Genomic DNA, 23,483 nt, shown 5'->3' on the forward strand with positions numbered 1-23,483 from the left:
GCGCGTCGGGCCGGCGGATCAGCGGATGAAGACTCCCGCCTGCCCGGCCAGGTCGAGGAAGTACTGCGGCGCCAGGCCCAGCACCAGCGTGGCCGCGACGCCGACCGCGATGGCGGTGGACGTCAGCACGCTGGGCACCGCCACCGTCGGACCGTCCGCCTTCGGCTCGCTGAAGAACATCAGCACGATCACCCGGATGTAGAAGAACGCCGCGATCGCCGAGGAGATCACACCGACCACCACCAGCCAGCCCGCGCCGCTCTCCGCCGCCGCCTTGAACACCGCGAACTTCCCGGCGAACCCGGACGTCAGCGGAATGCCCGCGAAGGCCAGCAGGAAGACCGCGAAGACCGCGGCCACCAGGGGCGAACGCCGCCCGAGCCCGGCCCACTTCGACAGGTGGGTGGCCTCGCCGCCGGCGTCCCGCACCAGCGTCACCACGGCGAACGCACCGAGCGTGACGAAGGAGTACGCCGCCAGGTAGAAGAGCACCGAGGAGATGCCGTCCTTACTGGCGGCGATGACACCGGCGAGGATGAACCCGGCGTGCGCGATCGAGGAGTAGGCCAGCAGCCGCTTGATGTCGGTCTGGGTGATGGCCAGCACCGCACCGCCCAGCATGGTCAGGATCGCCACGCCCCACATCACCGGCCGCCAGTCCCAGCGCATGCCGGGCAGGACCACGTACAGCAGCCGCAGCAGCGCGCCGAACGCGGCGACCTTGGTGGCGGCCGCCATGAAGCCCGTCACCGGGGTCGGGGCGCCCTGGTAGACGTCCGGCGTCCACATGTGGAACGGCACCGCGCCGACCTTGAACAGCAGGCCCATCAGCACCAGCGCCCCGCCGATCAGCAGCAGCGCGTCGTTGCCCATCGTGCCGGCCAGCGCCGGGTCGACCTGCCGGGCGCCGTCCGAGATCACCTCCGCGATGCCGGCGTACGTCACGGTGCCGGCGTAGCCGTAGAGCAGGGCCACGCCGAACAGCAGGAAGGCCGAGGAGAAGGCACCGAGCAGGAAGTACTTCACCGCGGACTCCTGCGAGAGCAGCCGCTGCCGGCGGGCCAGCGCGCACAGGATGTAGAGCGGGAGGGAGAAGACCTCCAGCGCGATGAAGAGGGTCAGCAGGTCGTTGGCGGCCGGGAAGACCAGCATGCCGCCGACCGCGAAGAGCAGGATCGGGAAGACCTCGGTGGTGGTGAACCCGGCCTTGACCGCGGCCTGTTCGGCCTCGCCGCCGGGGACGGCGGCGGCCTGCGCCGCGAAGGAGTCCACCCGCTTGCCGTGGGTCGCCGGATCCAGCCGGCGCTCGGCGAAGGTGAACACCGCGATCAGCGACACCAGCAGGATCGTGCCCTGGAGGAACAGCGCCGGGCCGTCCACCGCGATCGCGCCCATCGCGGCCACGTGCGCCTTGGACGAGCCGAAGCCGCCCGCCGCCAACCCGATCACCGCGGCGAACGCGGCGGCCAGCGCCACCACGGTCAGCAGCACCTGGACGTAGTAGCGGCTGCGGCGCGGCAGGAACGCCTCGATCAGGACGCCGACGATCGCGGCGCCGAGGATGATCAGCGTCGGCGACAGCTGGACGTACTCGATCCGCGGTGCCGGGATCTTGCCCGGCAGCTCGGCCGCCACCGTCCACAGGCTGTGGACACTCGCCACGGAACTCACTTCGCGGCCTCCACGTCTTGGGTCTGCGCGGTCTGGCCGTGCCGGCCCGAACCTGGCACGGCGTCCACCTTCACGCTGGGCTTGGGATCCGTCTTGTCCACGACGGTCAGGGTGTGCTGGACCGCCGGGTTGACGATGTCGGTGAGCGGCTTGGGATACACCCCGAGGAAGAGCAGCAGCGCGATCAGCGGCGCGACCACCACCAGCTCCCGCGCCCTGAGGTCCGGCATCTTGCTGACCTCCGCCTTGACCGGGCCGGTCATCGTCCGCTGGTACAGGACGAGGACGTACAGCGCGGCCAGCACGATGCCGACGGTGGCGATGATCCCGATCACCGGATAGCGGCTGAACGTGCCCACCAGGACCAGGAACTCACTGACGAACGGCGCCAGTCCGGGCAGCGACAGGGTGGCCAGACCGCCGATGAGGAAGGTGCCGGCGAGGATCGGGGCGACCTTCTGGACGCCGCCGAAGTCCGCGATCAACCGCGAACCGCGCCGGCTGATCAGGAAGCCGGCCACCAGCATCAACGCGGCCGTCGAGATCCCGTGGTTGACCATGTAGAGCGTCGCGCCGCCCTGGCCCTGGGAGGTCATCGCGAAGATGCCCAGGATGATGAAGCCGAAGTGCGAGATCGAGGCGTAGGCGATCAGCCGCTTGATGTCCCGCTGGCCGACGGCGAGCAGCGCGCCGTAGACGATGCTGATCAGCGCCAGCACCAGGATCACCGGGGTGGCCCAGCTGCTGGCCTCCGGGAAGAGCTGGAGGCAGAAGCGCAGCATCGCGAACGTGCCGACCTTGTCGACGACCGCGGTGATCAGCACCGCGACCGGGGAGGTCGCCTCGCCCATGGCGTTGGGCAGCCAGGTGTGCAGCGGCCACAGCGGCGCCTTCACCGCGAAGGCGAAGAAGAAGCCGAGGAACAGCAGCCGTTCGGTGCCGGTGCCCAGGGTCAGCGCGCCGGACGCCCGGGCCTCGACGATCTGCGTCAGCGAGAAGGTGCCGGCGCCCAACTGGTCGGCGGTGGCGGCGTACAGCCCGATCACCGCGGCCAGCATGATCAGACCGCCGACGAGGTTGTAGAGCAGGAACTTCACCGCGGCGTAGGAGCGCTGGGCGGCGGCCTGCTGCTCGCCGCGCCCCCCGGCCCGGTCCCCGAAGCCGCCGATGAGGAAGTACATCGGGATCAGCATGGCTTCGAAGAAGATGTAGAAGAGGAAGACGTCGGTGGCCTCGAAGGAGAGCACCACCATCGCCTCGACCGCCAGGATCAGCGCGAAGAAGCCCTGGGTGGGCCGCCAGCGGCGATTGGGCTCCGCGCCCTCCAGGGGGTCGGCGTCGTGCCAGCCGGCCAGGATGACGAACGGGATCAGCACCGCGGTCAGCGCGATCAGGGCGACCGCGATGCCGTCCACGCCGAGGTCGTAGCGGACCCCGAAGTCCCGGATCCAGGCGTGGGATTCGGTGAGCTGGAACGGCTCCTTGGCGCCGGGGTCGAAGCGCACCGCGATCAGCACCGCCAGCGCCAGCGTGGCCAGTGAGAACAGCAACGCCAGCCACTTGGCCGCGGTGCGCTTGGCGGCGGGCACCGCGGCGGTGGCGATCGCACCGATCGCCGGCACCGCGGCGGTCGCCGTCAGCAGGGGAAACGACATGGCTCAGACACCCCTCATCAGCAGGGTCGCGGCGACGAGAACGGCGGCCCCGCCCAGCATCTGGACCGCGTAGGAGCGGACGAAGCCGGTCTGCAACTGGCGCAGCCGGCTGGAGAGTCCGCCCATCGAGGCCGCCGTGCCGTTGACCGCGCCGTCCACCAGGGAGTGGTCGAGGTAGACCAGCGTGCGGGTCAGGTGCTCGCCGCCCCGGACCAGGACGACGTGGTTGAAGTCGTCCTGGAGCAGATCGCGGCGGGCCGCCCGGGTCAGCAGCGAACCGCGCGGCGCGGTGGCCGGGATCGCCTTGCGGCCGTACATCAGCCAGGCGATGCCGACGCCGATCACCAGCACCACCATCGTGGCGGCGGTGACCGCACCGGCGTTCACCGGGGAGTGGCCGTGCGCGAAGGAGGTGACCGGCTCCAGCCAGCGGACGAAGGAGTCGCCCGCGCTGAACAGCCCGCCCGCGAAGACCGAACCGACGGCCAGCACGATCATCGGGATCGTCATCACCTTCGGCGACTCGTGCGGGTGCACCTCCTTCGGGTCCCACCGCTTCTCGCCGAAGAACGTCATCAGCATCACCCGCGTCATGTAGAACGCGGTGATCGCGGCGCCCAGCAGCGCCGCACCGCCGAGGATCCAGCCCTCGGAGCCGCCCCGGGCGAACGCCGCCTCGATGATCTTGTCCTTGGAGAAGAAGCCGGACAGCCCGGGGAAGCCGATGATGGCCAGGTAGCCGAGCCCGAAGGTGACGAAGGTGACCGGCATGTATGTGCGCAGGCCGCCGTAACGGCGCATGTCCACCTCCTCGTTCATCCCGTGCATCACGGAACCGGCGCCGAGGAAGAGGCCCGCCTTGAAGAAGCCGTGGGTGACCAGGTGCATGATCGCGAAGGCGTAGCCGATCGGGCCCAGGCCGGCGGCCAGCACCATGTAGCCGATCTGCGACATCGTCGAACCGGCCAGCGCCTTCTTGATGTCGTCCTTGGCGCAACCGACGATCGCACCGAACAACAGGGTGACCGCGCCGACCGCGACCACCGCGGTCTGCGCGTCCGGCGCGGCGTTGAAGATCGCCCCGGAGCGGGTGATCAGGTACACCCCGGCGGTGACCATCGTGGCGGCGTGGATCAGCGCCGACACCGGTGTCGGGCCCTCCATCGCATCGCCCAGCCAGGACTGCAGCGGCACCTGTGCCGACTTGCCGCAGGCGGCCAGCAGCAGCATCAGCCCGATGGCGGTCAGCTTGCCCTCGGACGCGCCGCCGGTCGCGGTGAGCACCGGCCCGAAGGCGAACGTGCCGAACGTCGTGAACATCAGCATGATCGCGATGGACAGGCCCATGTCGCCGACGCGGTTGACCAAGAACGCCTTCTTCGCGGCGGTCGCCGCGCTGGGCTTGTGCTGCCAGAACCCGATGAGCAGGTACGACGCCAGGCCCACGCCCTCCCAACCGACGTACAGCAGCAGGTAGTTGTCGGCGAGGACGAGCAGCAGCATCGCCGCCAGGAAGAGGTTGAGGTAGCCGAAGAAGCGGCGGCGCCGCTCGTCGTGCTCCATGTAGCCGATCGAGTAGATGTGGATCAGCGACCCGACACCCGTGATCAGCAGGACGAAGGTCATCGACAACTGGTCCAGCTGGAAGGCGAGGTCGGCCCGGAAGCCACCGACCGGGATCCAGCTGAACAGGTGCTGGTGCAGCGCCCGGTGCTCGGCGCCCTTGCCGAGCATGTCGACGAAGAGCACCACCGCGACGGCGAACGAGGCCACCGCGAGGAGCGTGCCGATCCAGTGGCCGGTGCGGTCCAGGCGTTTGCCGCCGCACAGCAGCAGGGCCGCACCGACCAGCGGTGCCGCGACAAGCAGCGCGATCAAGTTCTCCACTTTGTGCGACCCCTTACAGCTTCATCAGGCTGGCGTCGTCGACCGAGGCCGAATGACGGGTGCGGAAGATCGACACGATGATGGCCAGGCCGACCACGACCTCCGCGGCGGCGACGACCATCGTGAAGAAGGCGATGATCTGGCCGTCCAGATTCCCGTGCATCCGCGAGAAGGTGACAAAGGCGAGGTTGCAGGCGTTCAGCATCAGTTCGATGCACATGAACACCACGATGGCGTTCCGCCTGATCAGCACGCCGGCCGCGCCGATGGTGAACAACAGGGCGGCGAGGTAGAGGTAGTAGACCGGGTTCATTTCTGGGCGCCCTCCTTCGGTGCCGAGGGGCCGGGCCGCTTCTTCGGCGAGGCGCCGGGCTCCCGCCCCAGCCACTCCTCGGACCGCTGCTCCAGCGCCTTGAGGTCGGCCAGCGACTGCCCGGAGACGTCCCGGACCTGGCCGCGCTCCCGCAGCGTCGGACTGACCGTCAGCTCGGACGGCGTGCCGTCCGGCAGCAGACCGGGGATGTCGACCGCGTTGTGCCGGGCGTAGACGCCCGGTGCGGGCAGCGGCGTCACCTGCTTGCCCTCGCGGATGCGGGCCTCGGACAGCTCCCGCTGGGTCTTGGCGCGCTCGGTGCGCTCCCGGTGGGTCAGGACCATCGCCCCGACCACCGCGGTGATCAGCAGCGCGCCGGTGATCTCGAAGGCGAAGACGTACTTGGTGAAGATCAGCGCGGCCAGGCCCTGGACGTTGCCCCCGGCGTTGGCGTCGCCGAGGCCGTTGAACTCCTTGAGCGAGGCGTTGCCGATCCCGGCGATCAGCAGGATGCCGAAGCCGAGGCCCAGCCCGGCGGCGAGCCAACGCTGGCCCTTGAGGGTCTCCTTGAGGGAGTCCGCCGCGGTGACGCCGACCAGCATCACCACGAACAGGAACAGCATCATGATCGCGCCGGTGTACACCACGACCTGCACGACGCCGAGGAAGTACGCGCCGTTGGCGAGGTAGAAGACCGCCAGGACGATCATGGTCCCGGCGAGCGAGAGGGCGCTGTGCACGGCCCGCTTCATCAGGATCGTGCTCAGCGCGCCGGCCACGGCGACGATCCCCAGGATCCAGAACTGCACGGCCTCGCCGGTGGAGGCCGCGGCGGCGAGGTGCATCATGCCTGCGCCCCCTTACCCGTCGCGCCCGGCCGTTCGGCCGACCCCGTCGACCCGGCAGCCCCCGCAGACCCCGCAGACCCGGCCGCCGCGTCCTCGGGGTCCTCGGGGTCCTCCCCCTTGGAGCGGGCCACCTGCCGGACCGTGCCCGGCGCGGCGTGGTCCACCAGCCCGTTGTAGTAGTCCCGTTCGGTCATCCCCGGGAAGATCGCGTGCGGGGAGTCGACCATCCCCTCCGACAGGCCCACGAGCAGCTCTTCCTTGGTGTAGATGAGCGATTCGCGGGACCGGTCGGCGAGTTCGTACTCGTTGGTCATGGTGAGCGCGCGGGTCGGGCAGGCTTCCACGCACAGGCCGCACAGGATGCAGCGGAGGTAGTTGATCTGGTAGACCGCGCCGTAGCGCTCGCCCGGGGAGTAGCGCTCCTCGTCGGTGTTGTCCGCGCCCTCGACGTAGATCGCGTCGGCCGGACAGGCCCAGGCGCACAGCTCGCAGCCGACGCATTTCTCCAGCCCGTCCGGATGGCGGTTGAGCTGGTGCCGGCCGTGGAAGCGCGGCGCCGTCGGCTTCTTCTCCTCGGGGTACTGCTCGGTCAGCCGCTTCTTGAACATGGCCTTGAAGGTCACGCCGAAGCCGGCCACCGGGTTCTCGAACTCAGGCACCGTCGCCCCCCTTTCCGTCGCTCTCATTTCCGTCACTCACAGTGTCCACCCGACCACTGACAATCAACTCTCCGTCGCGACGGGGTCGCCTGCGCGGCACCGGCGGCGCGGTCTGCCCGGGCAGCGGCGGAACGGGGAACCCGCCGGCCATCGGGTCGAAGGCGGCGTCGCCGTCGCCCTCCGGCTCCACCCGCCGGAAGAAGTCCACGACCAGCGAGATCAGCAACAGCGCCACCGCGCTCCCGCCCACGTACAGCACGATCTGGGAGAAGTCGTAGCCCTCGTTCTTCAGGGCCCGGACGGTGGCGACGAGCAACAGCCACACCATCGACACCGGGATGAGGACCTTCCACCCCAGCCGCATCAACTGGTCGTAGCGGACCCGGGGCAGCGTCCCGCGCAGCCAGATGAAGAAGAACAGCAGCAGCTGCACCTTGAGGACGAACCAGAGCATCGGCCACCAGCCGTGGTTCGCGCCCTCCCAGAACGTCGAGATCGGCCAGGGCGCCCGCCAGCCACCGAGGAAGAGGGTGACCGCGACCGACGAGACGGTGACCATGTTGACGTACTCGGCCAGCATGAACATCGCGAACTTGATCGACGAGTACTCGGTGTTGAAGCCGCCGACCAGGTCGCCCTCGGACTCCGGCATGTCGAACGGCGCCCGGTTGGTCTCCCCCACCATCGTGACGATGTAGATGAGGAACGACACCGGCAGCAGCAGCACGTACCACTTGTTCGTCTGCGACTCCACGATGGTCGACGTCGACATCGACCCGGAGTACAGGAAGACCGACGCGAACGCCGCGCCCATCGCGATCTCGTACGAGATCATCTGCGCGCACGACCGCAGACCGCCCAGCAGCGGGTACGTCGAACCGGAGGACCAACCCGCCAGCACGATGCCGTAGATGCCGACCGAGGCCGTGGCCAGGATGTACAGGACGCCGATCGGGAGGTCGGTCAGCTGCATCGGGGTGCGGTGCCCGAAGATCGAGATCTCGTTGTCCGCCGGCCCGAAGGGGATCACCGCGATCGCCATGAAGGCCGGGATCGCCGCCACGATGGGCGCGAGGATGTACACCGCCTTGTCGGCCCGCCGGACGACCAGGTCCTCCTTCAGCATCAACTTGATGCCGTCGGCCAGGGATTGGAGCATCCCCCAGGGCCCGTGCCGGTTGGGGCCGATCCGCAGCTGCATCCAGGCGACGACCTTGCGCTCCCAGACGATGGAGAACAACACCGTCAGCATCAGGAACGCGAAGCAGAACACCGCCTTGATGACGACCAGCCACCACGGGTCGCGCCCGAACATCGACAGGTCCTCCTGGGCGGCCAACGCGGCCACCGGAAAACCGGGATGCTGCATCATGCCTCCACCTCCTCGGCCGACGCCGGCGTATCCGATGGGGCTCCCCCCGCTTGAGCGGAGTCGGGAGTGGGGGAGGCACTGACCTTCACCAGCTCACCGGGGTGCGCCCCGGTGTCGGCGGCGACGCCGCCTCCCACGGAATTCAGCGGCAGCCACACCACCCGGTCGGGCATCGACGTGACCCGCAGCGGCAACCTCACCGAGCCGGCCGGCCCGGTGACCACCACCAGGTCGCCGTCCTCGACGCCGGTCTCCTGGGCGGTCGCCGACGACAGGCGGGCGACCGCGGCGTGCCGGGTCCCGGCCAGCGCCTCGTCGCCTTCCTGGAGCAGCCCCTGGTCCAACAGGAGGCGGTGCCCGGCGAGCACGGCCTCACCGGGGGTCGGACGGGGCAACGGCCGTCCCGTCTGGGCCGGTTCGCCGGCGAACGGACCGCGCCAGCCGCCGAGCCGGTCCAGCTCCCGCCGCACCGCGTGCACGTCCGGCAGGTCCAGGTCCGCCTCCATCGCGTCGGCGAGCATCTGCAGCACCCGGGAGTCCGGCATCAGCTGCCGCCGGGTCATCTGGTCCGGCTTGAGCGCGGCCTCGAACGACCGGGCCCGGCCCTCCCAGTTGAGGAAGGTGCCGGCCTTCTCCACCACCGCCGCCACCGGGAGGACCACATCGGCCCGCTCGGTGACCCGGGAGGGCCGCAGCTCCACGCTGACCAGGAACCCGACCTCGTCCAGGGCCGCCAACGCGCGCGCCGGATCGGGCAGGTCGGCCACCTCCACGCCCGCCACCAGCAGGGCGGCCAGCTCACCGGTGGCCGCGGCCTCGACGATCTGGCCGGTGTCCCGACCGTGCCGGTGCGGCAGCGCGCCGACGCCCCAGGCCGCGGCGACCTCGTCCCGCGCCACCGGGTCGGTGGCCGGCCGGCCACCGGGCAGCAGCCCGGGCAGCGCACCGGCCTCGACGGCCCCCCGCTCGCCCGCCCGGCGCGGCATCCACACCAGGTGGGCGCCGGTGGCGGTGGCGGTACGGAGCGCCGCGGTCAGCGCCCCGGGCACCGCCGCCAGCCGCTCGCCGACGACGATCACCGCGCCGTCCGCGCGCAGCGCCTCGGCCGCGGCCCGGCCCTCGCCGTCCAGCCCGACCCCGCCCGCGAGCGCGTCCAGCCATTCGGTCTCGGTGCCGGGCGCGGCCGGCAGCAGCGTCCCGCCCGCCTTGATCAACCCGCGGGTGGCGTGGCTGGCCAGCCCCCAGGTGCGCTGGCCGTGCTTGCGGTGCGCCTTGCGCAGCCGCAGGAAGACGCCGGGCGCCTCCTCCTCCGCCTCGATGCCGGCCAGCAGGACCGCCGGCGCCTGCTCCAACGAGGTGTGGGTGACGCCGCTCCCGTCGAGGTCCCTACCGCGGCCGGCGACGTGGGCGGCGAGGAAGTCCGCCTCCTCCGCGCTGTGCGGCCGGGCCCGGAAGTCGATGTCGTTGGTGTGCAGCGCGACCCGGGCGAACTTGGCGTACGCGTAGGCGTCCTCGACGGTCAACCGGCCGCCGGTCAGCACGCCGGCCCGGCCCCGGGCGGCGGCCAGCCCGCGCGCCGCGGCGTCCAGCGCGGCGGGCCAACTCGCCGGCTCCAGTTCACCGCTCTCGGCGTTGCGCACCAGCGGGTGCTCCAGCCGGTCGCGTGCCTGCGCGTACCGGAAGGCGAACCGGCCCTTGTCGCAGATCCACTCCTCGTTGACCTCGGGGTCGTCCGCCGCCAGCCGCCGCAGCACCTTGCCGCGCCGGTGGTCGGTCCGGGTCGCGCAACCGCCCGCGCAGTGCTCGCACACCGACGGCGAGGAGACCAGGTCGAAGGGGCGGGAGCGGAAGCGGTAGGCGGCCGAGGTGAGCGCGCCCACCGGGCAGATCTGGATGGTGTTCCCGGAGAAGTACGACTCGAAGGGGTCGCCCTCGCCGGTGCCGACCTGTTGGAGGGCGCCGCGCTCGACCAGCTCGATCATCGGGTCGCCGGCGATCTGGTTGCTGAAGCGGGTGCACCGCGCGCACAGCACGCACCGCTCGCGGTCCAGCAGCACCTCGGTGGAGAGCGGCACCGGCTTCGCGTAGGTGCGCTTCTTGCCCTCGAAGCGGGAGTCGGGGTCGCCGACCTGCATCGCCTGGTTCTGCAGCGGGCACTCGCCGCCCTTGTCGCAGACCGGGCAGTCCAGGGGGTGGTTGATCAGCAGCAGTTCCATCACGCCGCGCTGCGCCTTCTCGGCGACCGGGGAGGTCAGCTGCGTGCGGACCACCATCCCGTCGGTGCAGGTGATGGTGCAGGAGGCCATCGGCTTGCGCTGGCCCTCGACCTCGACGATGCACTGCCGGCAGGCGCCCGCCGGGTCCAGCAGCGGGTGGTCGCAGAAGCGCGGGATCTCGATGCCGAGGAGTTCGGCGGCCCGGATGACCAACGTCCCCTTGGGGACGGAGATCTCGATGCCGTCGATCGTCAGGGTGACGAGGTCCTCCGGTGGCACCGCCGCAGCACCACCCCCATTGGGGGCGCTGGTCGTGATGGTCATGCGTTCACCCCCAGGTGAGCGTCGTTGTCGGCCCAGAGGGTCGACTTGGCGGGGTCGAAGGGGCAGCCCTTGCCGGTGAGGTGCTCCTCGTACTCCGCGCGGAAGTACTGGAGCGAGGAGAAGATCGGCGAGGCGGCGCCGTCGCCGAGGGCGCAGAAGGACTTGCCGTTGATGTTGTCGGCGATGTCGGCGAGCTTGTCGAGGTCGTCGAGCCGGCCCCGACCGGCCTCGATGTCGCGCAGCAACTGCACCAGCCAGTACGTCCCTTCGCGGCACGGTGTGCACTTGCCGCAGGACTCGTGGGCGTAGAACTCCGTCCAGCGGGTCACCGCCCGGACCACGCAGGTGGTCTCGTCGAAGCACTGGAGCGCCTTGGTGCCGAGCATCGAGCCGGCCGCGCCGACGCCCTCGTAGTCGAGCGGGACGTCGAGGTGCTCGTCGGTGAACATCGGGGTGGAGGAGCCGCCCGGCGTCCAGAACTTCAGCCGGTGGCCGGGGCGCATCCCGCCGCTGACGTCGAGCAGTTGGCGCAGGGTGATGCCCAACGGGCCCTCGTACTGGCCGGGGTTGGCGACGTGGCCGCTGAGCGAGTAGAGCGTGAAGCCCGGGGACTTCTCGCTGCCCATCGACCTGAACCACTCCTTGCCCTTGTTCAGGATCGCGGGAACCGAGGCGATGGATTCGACGTTGTTCACCACAGTGGGGCAGGCGTAGAGGCCGGCCACGGCGGGGAAGGGGGGGCGCAGACGAGGTTGGCCACGACGACCTTCCAGCGAATCCAGCAGCGCGGTCTCCTCGCCGCAGATGTACGCGCCGGCGCCCGCGTGCACCGTGACGTCCAGGTCGAGGCCCGAGCCGAGGACGCCCTTGCCGAGGAAGCCCGCCGCGTACGCCTCCCGCACGGCCTCGTGCAGGCGGCGCAGCACGGGCACGACCTCACCGCGCAGATAGATGAAGGCGTGGTTCGAGCGGATCGCGTGGCAGGCGATCACGATCCCCTCGATCAGCGCGTGCGGGTTGGCGAAGAGCAGCGGGATGTCCTTGCAGGTCCCCGGCTCCGACTCGTCGGCGTTGACCACCAGGTAGTGCGGTTTGCCGTCGCCCTGCGGGATGAACTGCCACTTCATGCCGGTCGGGAAGCCGGCGCCGCCGCGTCCGCGGAGCCCGGAGTCCTTGACGTAGGCGATGACGTCGTCCGGGGCCATCGCGAGGGCCTTGCGGGCGCCTTCGTACCCCTCGTGGCGCAGGTAGGTCTCCAGCGTCCAGGACTTCGGGTCGTCCCAGAAGGCGGAGAGGACCGGTGCGAGGACCTTCTCCGGGTTGGTCGTTCCGCCGGCGTGCGGCCGGGAGGCGCCGCCGAATTCGGCTGCCACGGTCATCACTCCCCCTCCTTGGCGGTGGGCCCGGCCGGGAAGGCGTCGTCGGAGGCCGAGGTCTGCTGCGGGGCGTCGTGCGAGCTGGGGTGGGTCGGGGGCGCCTGCTCACCGGGGCGCCCGCCGGGCGGCTCCTCGGCGGGGGCCGCCGCCCGGGGTGCGATGACGTGGTCCGTGGGGGGCCCGGCCGGGGCCTCGCCCCGGGCCAGCCGCAGCCCGACCAGGGAGGCGGGGCCGGCCCCGCCGGTCGCCTCGACGGCACCGGACCGGCCGTCGGGGAAGCCGGCGAGGATCCGGGCGGTCTCCTTGAACGAACAGAGCGGGGCGCCGCGGGTGGGTTCGACGGTCCGGCCGGCCCGCAGGTCGTCGACGAGCTGCCGGGCGGAGCGCGGCGTCTGGTTGTCGAAGAACTCCCAGTTGACCATCACGACGGGCGCGAAGTCGCAGGCGGCGTTGCACTCGATGTGTTCGAGGGTGATCGCGCCGTCCTCGGTGGTCCCGCCGTTGTCGACGCCAAGGTGCTCCTTGAGCTCCTCGAAGATGGCGTCGCCGCCCATCACCGCGCACAGGGTGTTGGTGCAGACCCCGACCTGGTAGTCGCCGCTGGGCCCCCGGCGGTACATCGAGTAGAACGTCGAGACCGCGGTGACCTCGGCGGTGGTCAGGTCGAGCTGTTCGGCGCAGAAGCGGACGCCGGTGCGGGTGACGTGGCCTTCCTCGGCCTGGACGAGGTGCAGCAGCGGCAGCAGCGCCGAGCGGGAGTCGGGGTAGCGGGCGATCACCTCCTGCGCGTCCGCGGCGAGCCGGGCCTTGACGTCGGCCGGATAGTCGGGGGCCGGAAGCTGGGGCATCCCCAGCTGGACGTCCTTGGGTGCCGGAGTGGCGTTCACCGGTCGACGCCTCCCATCACGGGGTCGATGGACGCGACGGCGACGATGACGTCGGCGACCTGGCCGCCTTCGCACATCGCCGCCATGGCCTGGAGGTTGGTGAACGAGGGGTCGCGGAAGTGCACCCGGTAGGGGCGGGTGCCGCCGTCGCTGACCGCGTGCACGCCCAGCTCGCCCTTGGGCGACTCGACGGCGGTGTACACCTCTCCCGGCGGGACCCTGAAGCCCTCCGTCACCAGCTTGAAGTGGTGGATCAGGGCCTCCATCGAGGTGCCCATGATCTTCTTGATGTGGTCCAGGGAGTTGCCCAGGCCGTCGGGGCCGAGGGCCAACTGGGCGGGCCAGGCGATCTTCTTGTCGGCGACCATCACCGGCCCCGGCTCCAGCCGGTCCAGGCACTGCTCGACGATCCGCAGCGACTGGCGCATCTCCTCCAGCCGGATCAGGAACCGGCCGTATGCGTCACAGGTGTCGGCGGTCGGCACCTCGAAGTCGTAGGTCTCGTATCCACAGTACGGCTGCGCCTTGCGCAGGTCGTGGGGCAGTCCGGCGGAGCGGACGAGGGGCCCGGTGGCGCCGGTGGCCATGCAGCCGGCCAGGTCGAGGTAGCCGATGCCCTCCATGCGCGCCTTGAAGACCGGGTTGCCGGTGGCGAGCTTGTCGTACTCGGCCATGTTCTTCTGCATCTTCTTGACGAAGGCGCGGACCTGGTCGACGGCGCCGGGCGGGAGGTCCTGGGCCAGGCCGCCGGGGCGGACGTAGGCGTGGTTCATCCGCAGGCCGGTGATCAGCTCGTAGATGTCGAGGATCAGTTCCCGGTCCCGGAAGCCGTAGATCATGATCGTGGTGGCACCCAGCTCCATGCCGCCGGTGGCGATGCACACCAGGTGGGAGGAGAGCCGGTTGAGTTCCATCAGCAGCACGCGGATCACCGAGGCCCGGTCCGGGACGTCGTCGGTGATGCCGAGCAGTTTTTCCACGGCCAGGCAGTACGCCGTCTCGTTGAAGAACGGCGTGAGGTAGTCCATCCGCGTCACGAACGTGGTGCCCTGCGTCCAGGTGCGGAATTCGAGGTTCTTCTCGATGCCGGTGTGGAGGTAGCCGATGCCGCAGCGGGCCTCGGTGACGGTCTCGCCGTCGATCTCCAGGATCAGCCGGAGCACGCCGTGGGTGGAGGGGTGCTGCGGCCCCATGTTGACGATGATCCGCTCGTCGTCGGACTTGGCGGCGGCCGCGGCGATCTCGTCCCAGTCACCACCGGTGACGGTGTAGACGGGGCCCTCGGTGGTCTCGCGGGGGGTGGCCCGGGACGTCTCGCTGGGAGTGCTCATCAGGTGTACGACCTCCGCTGGTCGGGAGCCGGGATCTGCGCGCCCTTGTACTCGACGGGGATGCCGCCGAGGGGGTAGTCCTTGCGCTGCGGGAAGCCCTGCCAGTCGTCCGGCATCATGATCCGGGTGAGCGCCGGGTGCCCGTCGAAGATCAGGCCGAAGAAGTCGTAGGTCTCGCGCTCGTGCCAGTCGTTGGTCGGATAGATGTCGACGGTCGACGGCAGGTGCGGGTCGGCGTCAGGTGCGGTGACCTCCAGCCGGATCAGCCGGTTGTGGGTGATCGAGCGCAGGTGGTAAACGGCGTGCAGCTCGCGGCCCTTGTCGTCGGGGTAGTGGACCCCGCTGACGCCGGTGCACAGCTCGAAGCGGAGCGCGGGGTCGTCGCGCAGGGTCCGGGCGACGACCGGCAGGTACTCCCGCTGGACGTGGAAGGTGATCTCGCCGCGGTCGACGACGGTCTTGTCGAGGACGTTCTCGGGCACCAGGCCCTGTTCGTCGAGGGCGCCCTCCAGCTCGTCGGCGATCTCGTCGAAGACGCCGGCGCCCTCGGCACCGTCCGGTCCCCCGTAGGGGCGGGTGCTGGCGCCGGGCAGGCGGACGGTGCGGACCAGCCCGCCGTAACCGGACGTGTCACCGCCGTTGTTGGCGCCGAACATCCCGCGGCGGGTGCCGATCACCTCGCCGGTGTCCGCGCGCTGCGCCGGGACGGCCTCGTCGGGGGCGTCCGGGTTCGGGGGGTTCGTCGGCTCGCTCACCGCAGCAGCCCTTTCTTCTCTGACGAGCGGTCCCTCTCGATCAGCGGGAGTGCCCTGAGCGCCGCGGCCTCTTCCTCGTGGGCCGCCTGCACCGCGTTGACCCCGAGCTTGGTGCCCTGGATCTTCTTGTGGAGCTTGAGGATGGCGTCCATGAGCATCTCGGGGCGGGGCGGGCAGCCCGGCAGGTAGATGTCGACGGGGACGATGTGGTCGACGCCCTGCACGATCGCGTAGTTGTTGAACATGCCGCCCGAGGAGGCGCAAACCCCCATGGAGATCACCCACTTCGGGTTCGGCATCTGGTCGTAGACCTGCCGCAGCACCGGCGCCATCTTCTGGCTCACCCGGCCGGCCACGATCATCAGGTCGGCCTGCCGCGGGGAGCCGCGGAAGACCTCCATGCCGAAGCGGGCCAGGTCATAGCGCCCGGCGCCGGTGGTCATCATCTCGATGGCGCAGCAGGCCAGCCCGAAGGTCGCGGGGAAGACCGATGACTTGCGCACCCAGCCCGCGGCCTGCTCGACGGTGGTCAGCAAAAAGCCGCTGGGCAGCTTCTCTTCCAGTCCCATTGGTGCCCCCTAGTCCCATTCCAGGCCGCCGCGACGCCAGACGTAGGCGTAGGCGACGAAGACGGTGAGCGCGAAGAGGAGCATCTCGACGAGCCCGAACAGTCCCAGGGCGTCGAAGCTGACCGCCCAGGGATAGAGGAAGACGATCTCGATGTCGAAGACGATGAAGAGCATCGCCGTCAGGTAGTACTTGATCGGGAAGCGACCGCCGCCGGACGGCTGTGGCGTCGGCTCGATTCCGCATTCGTACGCTTCGAGCTTGGCCCGGTTGTAGCGCCTGGGGCCGATGAGCGTGGCCATGACCACGGAGAAGATCGCAAAGCCTGCCCCGAGGGCTCCCAGTACGAGGATGGGCGCGTAAGCGTTCACCGTCCTCGCTCCCTTCAGTCGACGATGACTGGATGGCGGTCCGCTCGGGCTCGCCCGCTGCCCCGGTGATCGTGGATATGTGAGGCAGTTCACAAGCCCGATGCCCGCATCTTATGCCCGTCGGTCTGTGATCTGCGACACGGGGTGAGACAACGCCTTTGTGATCTTCACCACCTGACGAAGGATCATGAAGTCGGATGACCGGTGATCTCCGTACACGAAGCGCGCGAGTGATCACCAGAGGTGACATTTGCCAGGGTTACCGCTGGTCAGAGCGGTGGTTTCACTATCAAGAACCAAGCCGCACAAGCAAATTGGCGCTGGACGCACATCAACTGCTATATGCGCGAGGGCCGTAGACGTGATGCTCTCGTGACCCTCCCGTGATCGTCGGTACGTGCTCCCGTTCACGAGCGGAGGGTGGATCCGGGGAACTCCGGGACGGCGCACGGCCGGCCGGGAGCCGACGGTCGGTCACGGGAACATAACGGACACTCACGAGTGACCTATCCCACGCGCCTTGGAGTCATAAGACCTTGACGCCCGGGAAGCCTTGGCGTGGCGGATCAAGAAGTGATAAGCGCCCCCGGAGGCCGCGCCGAACATCAAATGCCGTGCGTAGGAACATGATCGCGAAATTCGGACATCGCGTCAGCGGCACGGCGCCTGACGAAAAGTCCGTTTTATTCGTCGCGTACACGCCAAGTGTGGCGCACCCCACCTTTGTTGGCAGCAACCTGCGGCTCCTGATAGCCGTGGTGCCATGTCCCCGAACGCACTCATACCCAGCCACCGGAAGCCCCGCCGCTCCGCGTCCTCGCGGGCCCTGCGTGCGGGCGTGACCGGTGGCTTCCTCACCCTCGCGGTGACCGGCGCGACCGTGCCGGCCAATGCCGTCGAGAAGCCCGTCTCCGAGACCCAGGAGATGCCCACCATCACGACGGCGCTGGCCACCAGTGCCGCCAAGAGCGCCGACGCCGCCCAGCAGGCCGCGTTCAACTACGAGCGTCAGGCACTCCAGGACGCGGCGGCCGCCAAGGCCGACAAGGCCGCCAACAAGGCCAAGGAAGCCGCGGAGAAGCAGGCCAAGGCCGAGGCCGAGGCGAAGAAGGCCGCCGAAGAGGCCCGCAAGGCCAAGGAAGCCGCGCAGACCCGCGCCTCCCGCTCCGACGCGCGCACCACGCTCTCCGCCGTCTCCGACGCCCCCGCCGCCTCCGGCAGCGTCGCCAGCCTCGTCTCCTTCCTGAAGGCGCAGCTCGGCAAGGCGTACGTGCTCGGCTCCAGCGGCCCGTCCTCGTACGACTGCTCCGGCCTGACCCAGGCCGCGTTCTCCCAGATCGGCATCGACCTGCCGCGGGTCTCGCAGAGCCAGTCGACCACCGGCACCCAGGTCGGCCTCGGCAACCTCCAGGTCGGCGACATCCTCTACTGGGGCAGCGCCGGCAGCGCCTACCACGTCGCCGTCTACGTCGGGAACGGCAACTTCATCGGTGCCCAGAACCCGAGCACCGGCATCGTGGAGCGCCCGCTCAGCTACGACATGCCCACCGGTGCGGTGCGCGTCCTCTAACCGTCCGCGGCTCCCGTAAGACACCCATCGGAAACCGCCCCTCCCCCGCTCGGGAGGGGCGGTTTCCGCGTCGTTCGGGGCCGGCGTGCGACGCGCGTCAGGCCTTCGGCGCGACCTTGCTCAGACCGTTGATGATCCGGTCCATCGCGTCGCCGCCCGTGGGGTCGGTGAGGTTGGCGAGCATCTTGAGCGTGAAGCGCATCAGCAGCGGGTGGGTCAGGCCGCGCTGGGTGGCGATCTGCATCACCTTGGGGTTCCCGATCAGCTTCACGAACGCCCGGCCCAGGGAGTAGTAGCCGCCGTAGGTGTCCTTGAGGACCTTCGGGTAGCGGTGCAGCGCCAGCTCGCGCTGGGCGTACGTCGCACGGGCCTGCGCCTGGACGATCACCTCGGCCGCGATCGCCCCGGACTCCATGGCGTACGCGATGCCCTCGCCGTTGAACGGGTTCACCAGACCGCCCGCGTCGCCGACCAGGAGCAGGCCCTTGGTGTAGTGCGGCTGGCGGTTGAAGGCCATCGGCAGGGCCGCGCCGCGGATCGGACCGGTCATGTTCTCCGGGGTGTAGCCCCAGTCGGCGGGCATCGAGGCGCACCACGCCTTGAGGATCTCCCGCCAGTCCAGCTCCCGGAAGGCGGAGCTGGAGTTGAGGATCCCCAGGCCGACGTTGCTCGTGCCGTCCCCCATGCCGAAGATCCAGCCGTAGCCCGGCAGCAGCCGGTCCTGCGCGCCCCGGCGGTCCCACAGCTCCAGCCAGGACTCCAGGTAGTCGTCGTCGTGGCGCGGCGAGGTGAAGTACGTCCGCACCGCGACGCCCATCGGCCGGTCCTCGCGCCGGTGCAGCCCCATCGCCAGCGACAGCCGGGTGGAGTTGCCGTCGGCGGCGACCACGATCGGGGCGTGGAAGGTCACCGGCTCCTTCTCCTCGCCGAGCTTGGCGTGCACGCCGGTGATGTGGCCGGTCAGCTCGTCGACGATCGGCGCGCCCACGTTGCACCGCTCGTGGAGCCGGGCCCCGGCCTTCTGCGCCTGCCGGGCCAGCTGCTCGTCGAAGTCGTCGCGCTTGCGGACCAGACCGTAGTCCGGGAAGGAGGCGAGTTCCGGCCAGTCGAGCTGGAGCCGGGAGCCGCCGCCGATGATGCGCAGGCCCTTGTTGCGCAGCCAGCCGGCCTCCTCGGAGATGTCGATGCCCATCGCGATCAGCTGCTTGGTGGCGCGCGGGGTGAGCCCGTCGCCGCACACCTTCTCGCGCGGGAACGCGGTCTTCTCCAGGAGCAGCACGTCCAGGCCGGACTTGGCGAGGTGGTACGCGGTGGCCGAACCGGCCGGACCGGCACCGACGACGATCACGTCCGCGCGGTGCTCCGATCGGAGGGTGCTCGCGGACTCGGACACGGACGCGGACTCGGTCACGGCATTGTCTCCCGGAAGTCGAAATCTGGATATCCGCTGTGGATATCTGGGTGCCGACCGGCACTGGGCAGGTGCAGTCTATGGGGGCCTTGATGATCGGAAACTGAAGGGTTGTCCCTGCCCGTCCGCGTCCGCCGGGTCCGCGCACCCCGCCCCCGCCGCGGGCGTCGGCGCACCGGCCCCCGAGGGAACCCGGGCCCGGCTCGTGGACTTGACCGAAACAAGAGCCCCGCCCGCGCATCCATTGCCCCGCCCCGTGTGTCTCAAGAGGGAGCGGCACTCTCATGTGCCCGCACTGCAGGGGTATTTGGAGCATCCACTTGAAAATTGGCATCAAAGGCATCAGGCGCATCAAGGGCATTCGGCGCGCATCCGCGGTGGCCGTCACCACCGGAGCCGTCCTGACCGCCGGCGCGTTGGGCTCCCAGGCGCAGGCCGCGACCCTCCCCACGCCCAGCATCACCGCCGCCGGCGGCTTCGTGATGAACAACGGCACCGGGTCGACGCTCTTCGCCAAGGCCGCGGACACCCGCCGGTCCACCGGCTCCACCACCAAGATCATGACGGCCCGGGTGGTGCTGGCCCAGAAGGGCCTCAACCTGGATTCGCAGGTCACGGTCCAGAAGGCGTACAGCGACTACATCGTCAACAACAACTGGGCCTCGTCGGCCCACCTGATCGTCGGCGACAAGGTGACCGTCCGCCAGCTGCTCTACGGGCTGATGCTCCCGTCCGGCTGCGACGCCGCCTACGCGCTGGCCGACAAGTTCGGCACCGGCTCGACCCGGGACGCCCGGGTGAAGTCGTTCATCGGCCAGATGAACACCACCGCCAAGAGCCTGGGCATGAAGAACACCCACTTCGACTCGTTCGACGGGATAGGGCGTGGCGCGAACTACTCGACGCCGCGCGACCTGACCAAGCTCGCCAGCAACGCGATGAAGTACTCCACCTTCCGCACGGTCGTGGGCACCAAGTCGACCAAGCAGAAGGTCACGACGAAGAGCGGCGGCTACCGCTACATGTCGTGGACCAACACCAACAACCTGCTCGGCAGCTACCAGGGCACCATCGGCGTGAAGACCGGTTCGGGCCCGGAGGCCAAGTACTGCCTGGTCTTCGCGGCCACCCGCGGCGGCAAGACCGTCATCGGCACGGTCCTGGCCTCCCCGTCGGTGAACAACCGCACCGCGGACGCCAAGAAGCTCATGGACTACGCCTTCAAGAAGTGACCCGCGTCCCGCCGCACGACGGGACCGGCGCCCCTTCGGACGGGTAGCCGGCTGGAGGGCCCGCCCCGACCGTGGTTCCACGGTCGGAGCGGGCCCTTCGTCGCGCGTGGGGCGCGCCCGCACGGCGCGCGCTCCGGGCCGGTCGAGGGCCCGGGCGCTCCGGCTCAGCCGTCGGCCGGCTTGGTGCCCCGGTGCAGCGCCACGATCCCGCCGGTCAGGTTGCGCCAGGCGACCTCGGTCCAGCCCGCGCCCTGGAGGCGGGCGGCCAGCTCCGGCTGGTTGGGCCAGGTGCGGATGGACTCCGCGAGGTAGACGTACGCGTCCGGGTTGCTGCTGACCGCCCGGGCGACCGGCGGCAGCGCCCGCATCAGGTACTCGGTGTAGACGGTCCGGAAGGGCGCCCAGGTCGGCTCGCTGAACTCGCAGATCACCACGCGCCCGCCGGGCTTGGTGACCCGGTACAGCTCGGCCAACGCGGCGCCGGTGTCCTGGATGTTGCGCAGCCCGAAGGAGATCGTGACGGCGTCGAAGACCGCGTCCGCGAACGGCAGCCGGGTCCCGTCCCCCGCCGTGAGCGGCAGCCACGGGTGCCGCTTCTTGCCCTCCCGCAGCATGCCGACCGAGAAGTCGCACGGCACGACGTAGGCCCCGGACCGCGTGAACGGCAGCGAGGAGGTGCCGGTCCCGGCCGCGAGGTCGAGCACCCGCTCGGCGGGCCGCGCGGCCACCGCGCGGTCCACCTCCTTGCGCCAGAGCCGCGCCTGGCCCAGGGAGAGCACGTCGTTGGTGAGGTCGTACCGTGCCGCCACGTCGTCGAACATCGCGGCGACTTCGTGCGGCTGCTTGTCCAGGGATGCTCGGGTCACCGGGCCATTGTCCACCGTGCGCCGCCGGCCCCCGGCACCGCCCCGGCCGGCGGCCGGACGGTTGGTCGGGGACGGCCGTCGTGCCCCCCTCTGGCGTTCCGGGCGGTCGAGCGGTGCGTGACGCATCGTGAGCGGCCGGGTGACGACCGTCCCCGCGATCACGATCTTGCCGGCCTGAATCCGTCGCTCCGCTTCCGTTGACACCGCCCTGACGTGCGACGGGGCCGCCTTGACGCGTTCCTGACGGGGCGCGTGGGCGCGCGGCTCGGCGTACGGAGCGGGGTCAGCGCCGGCGGTGGACGAGACGGCCGGCGAGGACGGTGGCCAGGCAGCTGCCGTCGGGGGCGAAGACGGCGAAGTCGGCCCGGGCGCCGGGGGCGAGGGGGGCCGGGGACCGGCCGTCGCTCCGGCCGAGGCCGGAACGCTGCACCGCCGTGCGGACCGCGGGGCGGGTGAACGGCCCGGCCAGCGAGGTGGTGCCGGCGGCCAACAGGCGCTGCAGGCCGCGCCGGGCGCTCGCGCCCCAGCGGGCCTCGGACATCGACAGGGCGGCCAGCGCCGCGCCGGTCAGCGGCTCCGTGCCCAGCTCGTCGGCCTCGCGCGGATCGGGGTGGTAGGCGGCCTCCAGGAGCGCCGCACCGTCCGGTTCGTGGCGGCCGGGGGTCAGCACCCCGCCCCACTCCCGGATCCGGGCGCTCCCGTAGGCCGCCGCGAGTTCCTCGTACGGCCCGACGGCGGCCAGCCGGTCGCCGTCGACGACGACCGCGTAGCCGGGGAGCGGCTCGGCGTCCTCACTGGGTGCGGGCCGCACGGCCCGCACCTTGTGGAGCGTCAGCATCCGGTGTCGTCAGCGTTCCTCTTCGGTCAACGTCCCGTTGCGGGCGGTCAGTTGGCGTCGACGAGCTTGAGTTCCGGGTGGGCGGTGCCGCCCTCCATGGCCGTCGAGGAGAGGTGCGAGACGACGCGGTCGTCGACCGGGTCGTTGGCCGGGTCGTCGTGCACGACGAGGTGCTCGTACGTCGTCGCGCGCTGCGCCGGCACCCGGCCCGCCTTGCGGATCAGGTCGATGATCTCCTGGCGGTTGGAGCGGTGCTTGGCGCCGGCCGAGGAGACCACGTTCTCCTCCAGCATGATCGAGCCGAGGTCGTCCGCGCCGTAGTGCAGCGACAGCTGGCCGATCTCCTTGCCGGTGGTCAGCCACGAGCCCTGGATGTGGGCGACGTTGTCGAGGAAGATCCGGGCGATGGCGATCATGCGGAGGTACTCGAAGAGGGTGGCCTGCGTCCGCCCCTTCAGGTGGTTGTTCTCCGGCTGGTAGGTGTACGGGATGAAGGCGCGGAAGCCGCCCGTGCGGTCCTGGACTTCGCGGATCATCCGCAGGTGCTCGATGCGCTCGGCGTTGGTCTCGCCGGTGCCCATCAGCATCGTGGACGTCGACTCGACGCCGAGCCCGTGCGCCGCCTCCATGATCTCCAGCCAGCGCTCGCCGGACTCCTTCAGCGGCGCGATCGCCTTGCGGGGGCGGGCGGGGAGGAGTTCGGCGCCGGCGCCGGCGAAGGAGTCCAGGCCCGCGGCGTGGATCCGGGAGATCGCCTCCTCGACGGAGACCTTCGAGATCCGTGCCATGTGCTCGACCTCGGAGGCGCCGAGGGAGTGGATGACCAGCTGCGGGAACGCCTTCTTGATCGCCGAGAAGTGCTCTTCGTAGTACTCGACGCCGTAGTCCGGGTGGTGGCCGCCCTGGAACATGATCTGGGTGCCGCCCAGTTCGACGGTCTCCGCGCAGCGCCGCAGGATGTCGTCGAGGTCGCGGGTCCAGCCCTTCTCGGTGTCCTTGGGGGCGGCGTAGAAGGCGCAGAACTTGCACGCCGTCACGCAGACGTTGGTGTAGTTGATGTTGCGCTCGATGATGTACGTCGCGATGTGCTCCGTACCGGCGTAACGGCGGCGGCGCACGGCGTCGGCGGCCTGGCCCAGCGCGTGCAACGGCGCGGAGCGGTAGAGGTCGAGCGCCTCCTCCGGCGTGATGCGGCCGCCCTGCGCGGCGCGGTCGAGTACGGACTGGAGGTCGGCGTTCTCGGTCACCGGGGCGTTCCTTTCGGAGGCGGACAGACTGCGAGCACTGCAGAAAAGCAGGACTGAACCAGCGTACGCCAGGGGTCCGACGGCGCC

The 23,483-nt window shown here is 70.3% G+C and carries 20 protein-coding genes; 2 read left to right on the forward strand and 18 right to left on the reverse strand.

All coding sequences use genetic code 11. The features are described 5' to 3' along the window. Positions 1–18: 18 nt before the first annotated feature. Genes nuoN through ACJ6WD_RS21065 form a run of 14 tightly spaced genes read right to left on the reverse strand, consistent with a single transcriptional unit; the run spans position 19 to position 16,232 of the window. Positions 19–1,671: an NADH-quinone oxidoreductase subunit NuoN gene (gene nuoN / locus ACJ6WD_RS21000; RefSeq protein WP_407616316.1), complete on the reverse strand. Its 1,653-nt coding sequence runs from the start codon at positions 1,669–1,671 to the stop codon at positions 19–21. Next, positions 1,668–3,326, reverse strand: coding sequence for an NADH-quinone oxidoreductase subunit M (locus ACJ6WD_RS21005; protein WP_233661106.1), 1,659 nt, complete (start codon positions 3,324–3,326; stop codon positions 1,668–1,670). The genes nuoN and ACJ6WD_RS21005 overlap by 4 nt, the downstream gene beginning before the upstream one ends. 3 nt (positions 3,327–3,329) lie before the next feature. Continuing rightward, positions 3,330–5,213: an NADH-quinone oxidoreductase subunit L gene (gene nuoL, locus ACJ6WD_RS21010; RefSeq protein WP_407616317.1), complete on the reverse strand. Its 1,884-nt coding sequence runs from the start codon at positions 5,211–5,213 to the stop codon at positions 3,330–3,332. Positions 5,214–5,226: 13 nt separating this feature from the next. Beyond that, the gene (gene nuoK / locus ACJ6WD_RS21015) at positions 5,227–5,526 is read right to left on the reverse strand and encodes an NADH-quinone oxidoreductase subunit NuoK (RefSeq protein WP_016573026.1); all 300 of its coding nucleotides are present in this window, start codon (positions 5,524–5,526) and stop codon (positions 5,227–5,229) included. Further along, the gene (locus tag ACJ6WD_RS21020; RefSeq protein WP_233661108.1) at positions 5,523–6,374 is read right to left on the reverse strand and encodes an NADH-quinone oxidoreductase subunit J; all 852 of its coding nucleotides are present in this window, start codon (positions 6,372–6,374) and stop codon (positions 5,523–5,525) included. Before ACJ6WD_RS21020 ends, nuoK begins: the two co-directional genes overlap by 4 nt. Beyond that, a complete protein-coding gene (nuoI, locus tag ACJ6WD_RS21025) occupies positions 6,371–7,033 on the reverse strand; it encodes an NADH-quinone oxidoreductase subunit NuoI (protein ID WP_407616318.1) in 663 nt (220 codons plus the stop codon). Before nuoI ends, ACJ6WD_RS21020 begins: the two co-directional genes overlap by 4 nt. Next, positions 7,026–8,405 carry an NADH-quinone oxidoreductase subunit NuoH gene (gene nuoH, locus ACJ6WD_RS21030; RefSeq protein ID WP_233661110.1) on the reverse strand — a complete coding sequence of 460 codons (1,380 nt, stop codon included), beginning with the start codon at positions 8,403–8,405 and terminating at the stop codon, positions 7,026–7,028. The genes nuoI and nuoH overlap by 8 nt, the downstream gene beginning before the upstream one ends. Then, entirely contained in the window at positions 8,402–10,945 is a 2,544-nt protein-coding gene (locus ACJ6WD_RS21035; RefSeq protein WP_407616319.1) for an NADH-quinone oxidoreductase subunit G, read from the reverse strand. Before ACJ6WD_RS21035 ends, nuoH begins: the two co-directional genes overlap by 4 nt. After that, entirely contained in the window at positions 10,942–12,324 is a 1,383-nt protein-coding gene (gene nuoF, locus ACJ6WD_RS21040) for an NADH-quinone oxidoreductase subunit NuoF (protein WP_038520160.1), read from the reverse strand. The genes ACJ6WD_RS21035 and nuoF overlap by 4 nt, the downstream gene beginning before the upstream one ends. Continuing rightward, positions 12,324–13,169: an NADH-quinone oxidoreductase subunit NuoE gene (gene nuoE, locus ACJ6WD_RS21045; RefSeq protein WP_233661159.1), complete on the reverse strand. Its 846-nt coding sequence runs from the start codon at positions 13,167–13,169 to the stop codon at positions 12,324–12,326. Before nuoE ends, nuoF begins: the two co-directional genes overlap by 1 nt. 35 nt (positions 13,170–13,204) lie before the next feature. Then, the gene (locus ACJ6WD_RS21050) at positions 13,205–14,539 is read right to left on the reverse strand and encodes an NADH-quinone oxidoreductase subunit D (RefSeq protein ID WP_331249379.1); all 1,335 of its coding nucleotides are present in this window, start codon (positions 14,537–14,539) and stop codon (positions 13,205–13,207) included. Continuing rightward, positions 14,539–15,294, reverse strand: coding sequence for an NADH-quinone oxidoreductase subunit C (locus ACJ6WD_RS21055; RefSeq protein WP_233661112.1), 756 nt, complete (start codon positions 15,292–15,294; stop codon positions 14,539–14,541). Before ACJ6WD_RS21055 ends, ACJ6WD_RS21050 begins: the two co-directional genes overlap by 1 nt. Then, entirely contained in the window at positions 15,291–15,863 is a 573-nt protein-coding gene (locus tag ACJ6WD_RS21060; RefSeq protein ID WP_016574487.1) for an NADH-quinone oxidoreductase subunit B family protein, read from the reverse strand. The genes ACJ6WD_RS21055 and ACJ6WD_RS21060 overlap by 4 nt, the downstream gene beginning before the upstream one ends. Positions 15,864–15,872: 9 nt before the next feature. Beyond that, the gene (locus ACJ6WD_RS21065) at positions 15,873–16,232 is read right to left on the reverse strand and encodes an NADH-quinone oxidoreductase subunit A (RefSeq protein WP_016574488.1); all 360 of its coding nucleotides are present in this window, start codon (positions 16,230–16,232) and stop codon (positions 15,873–15,875) included. A gap of 763 nt (positions 16,233–16,995) precedes the next feature. On the opposite strand from ACJ6WD_RS21065, the gene ACJ6WD_RS21070 reads away from it, so the two are divergent. Continuing rightward, positions 16,996–17,802 (forward strand): C40 family peptidase, encoded by an 807-nt coding sequence (locus ACJ6WD_RS21070; RefSeq protein WP_016574489.1) that lies wholly within the window; start codon positions 16,996–16,998, stop codon positions 17,800–17,802. A gap of 97 nt (positions 17,803–17,899) precedes the next feature. Here the strand turns inward: ACJ6WD_RS21070 and ACJ6WD_RS21075 are convergent, their stop codons facing one another. Continuing rightward, positions 17,900–19,246 (reverse strand): geranylgeranyl reductase family protein, encoded by a 1,347-nt coding sequence (locus tag ACJ6WD_RS21075; RefSeq protein ID WP_308401810.1) that lies wholly within the window; start codon positions 19,244–19,246, stop codon positions 17,900–17,902. 251 nt (positions 19,247–19,497) lie between these two features. Between ACJ6WD_RS21075 and ACJ6WD_RS21080 the strand changes: the two genes are divergently transcribed. After that, positions 19,498–20,445, forward strand: a complete 948-nt coding sequence (locus ACJ6WD_RS21080) for a D-alanyl-D-alanine carboxypeptidase family protein (protein WP_374206886.1) — start codon at positions 19,498–19,500, stop codon at positions 20,443–20,445. A 164-nt stretch (positions 20,446–20,609) separates the two neighbouring features. Here ACJ6WD_RS21080 and ACJ6WD_RS21085 read toward each other — a convergent pair whose 3' ends face one another. The 3 genes from ACJ6WD_RS21085 to mqnC all read right to left on the reverse strand — a co-directional run bounded on the left by ACJ6WD_RS21085 (position 20,610) and on the right by mqnC (position 23,396). Beyond that, a complete protein-coding gene (locus tag ACJ6WD_RS21085; RefSeq protein WP_376554739.1) occupies positions 20,610–21,311 on the reverse strand; it encodes a demethylmenaquinone methyltransferase in 702 nt (233 codons plus the stop codon). A 283-nt stretch (positions 21,312–21,594) separates the two neighbouring features. After that, a complete protein-coding gene (locus ACJ6WD_RS21090; protein ID WP_407616320.1) occupies positions 21,595–22,149 on the reverse strand; it encodes an imidazolonepropionase-like domain-containing protein in 555 nt (184 codons plus the stop codon). 47 nt (positions 22,150–22,196) lie between these two features. Beyond that, positions 22,197–23,396 (reverse strand): cyclic dehypoxanthinyl futalosine synthase, encoded by a 1,200-nt coding sequence (mqnC, locus tag ACJ6WD_RS21095; RefSeq protein WP_407616321.1) that lies wholly within the window; start codon positions 23,394–23,396, stop codon positions 22,197–22,199. Between the last annotated feature and the right edge of the window lie 87 nt (positions 23,397–23,483).

Origin of the sequence: Streptomyces sp. VTCC 41912 (assembly GCF_045799175.1) — a bacterium.
GTDB classification, from domain to species: domain Bacteria; phylum Actinomycetota; class Actinomycetes; order Streptomycetales; family Streptomycetaceae; genus Streptomyces; species Streptomyces albulus_C.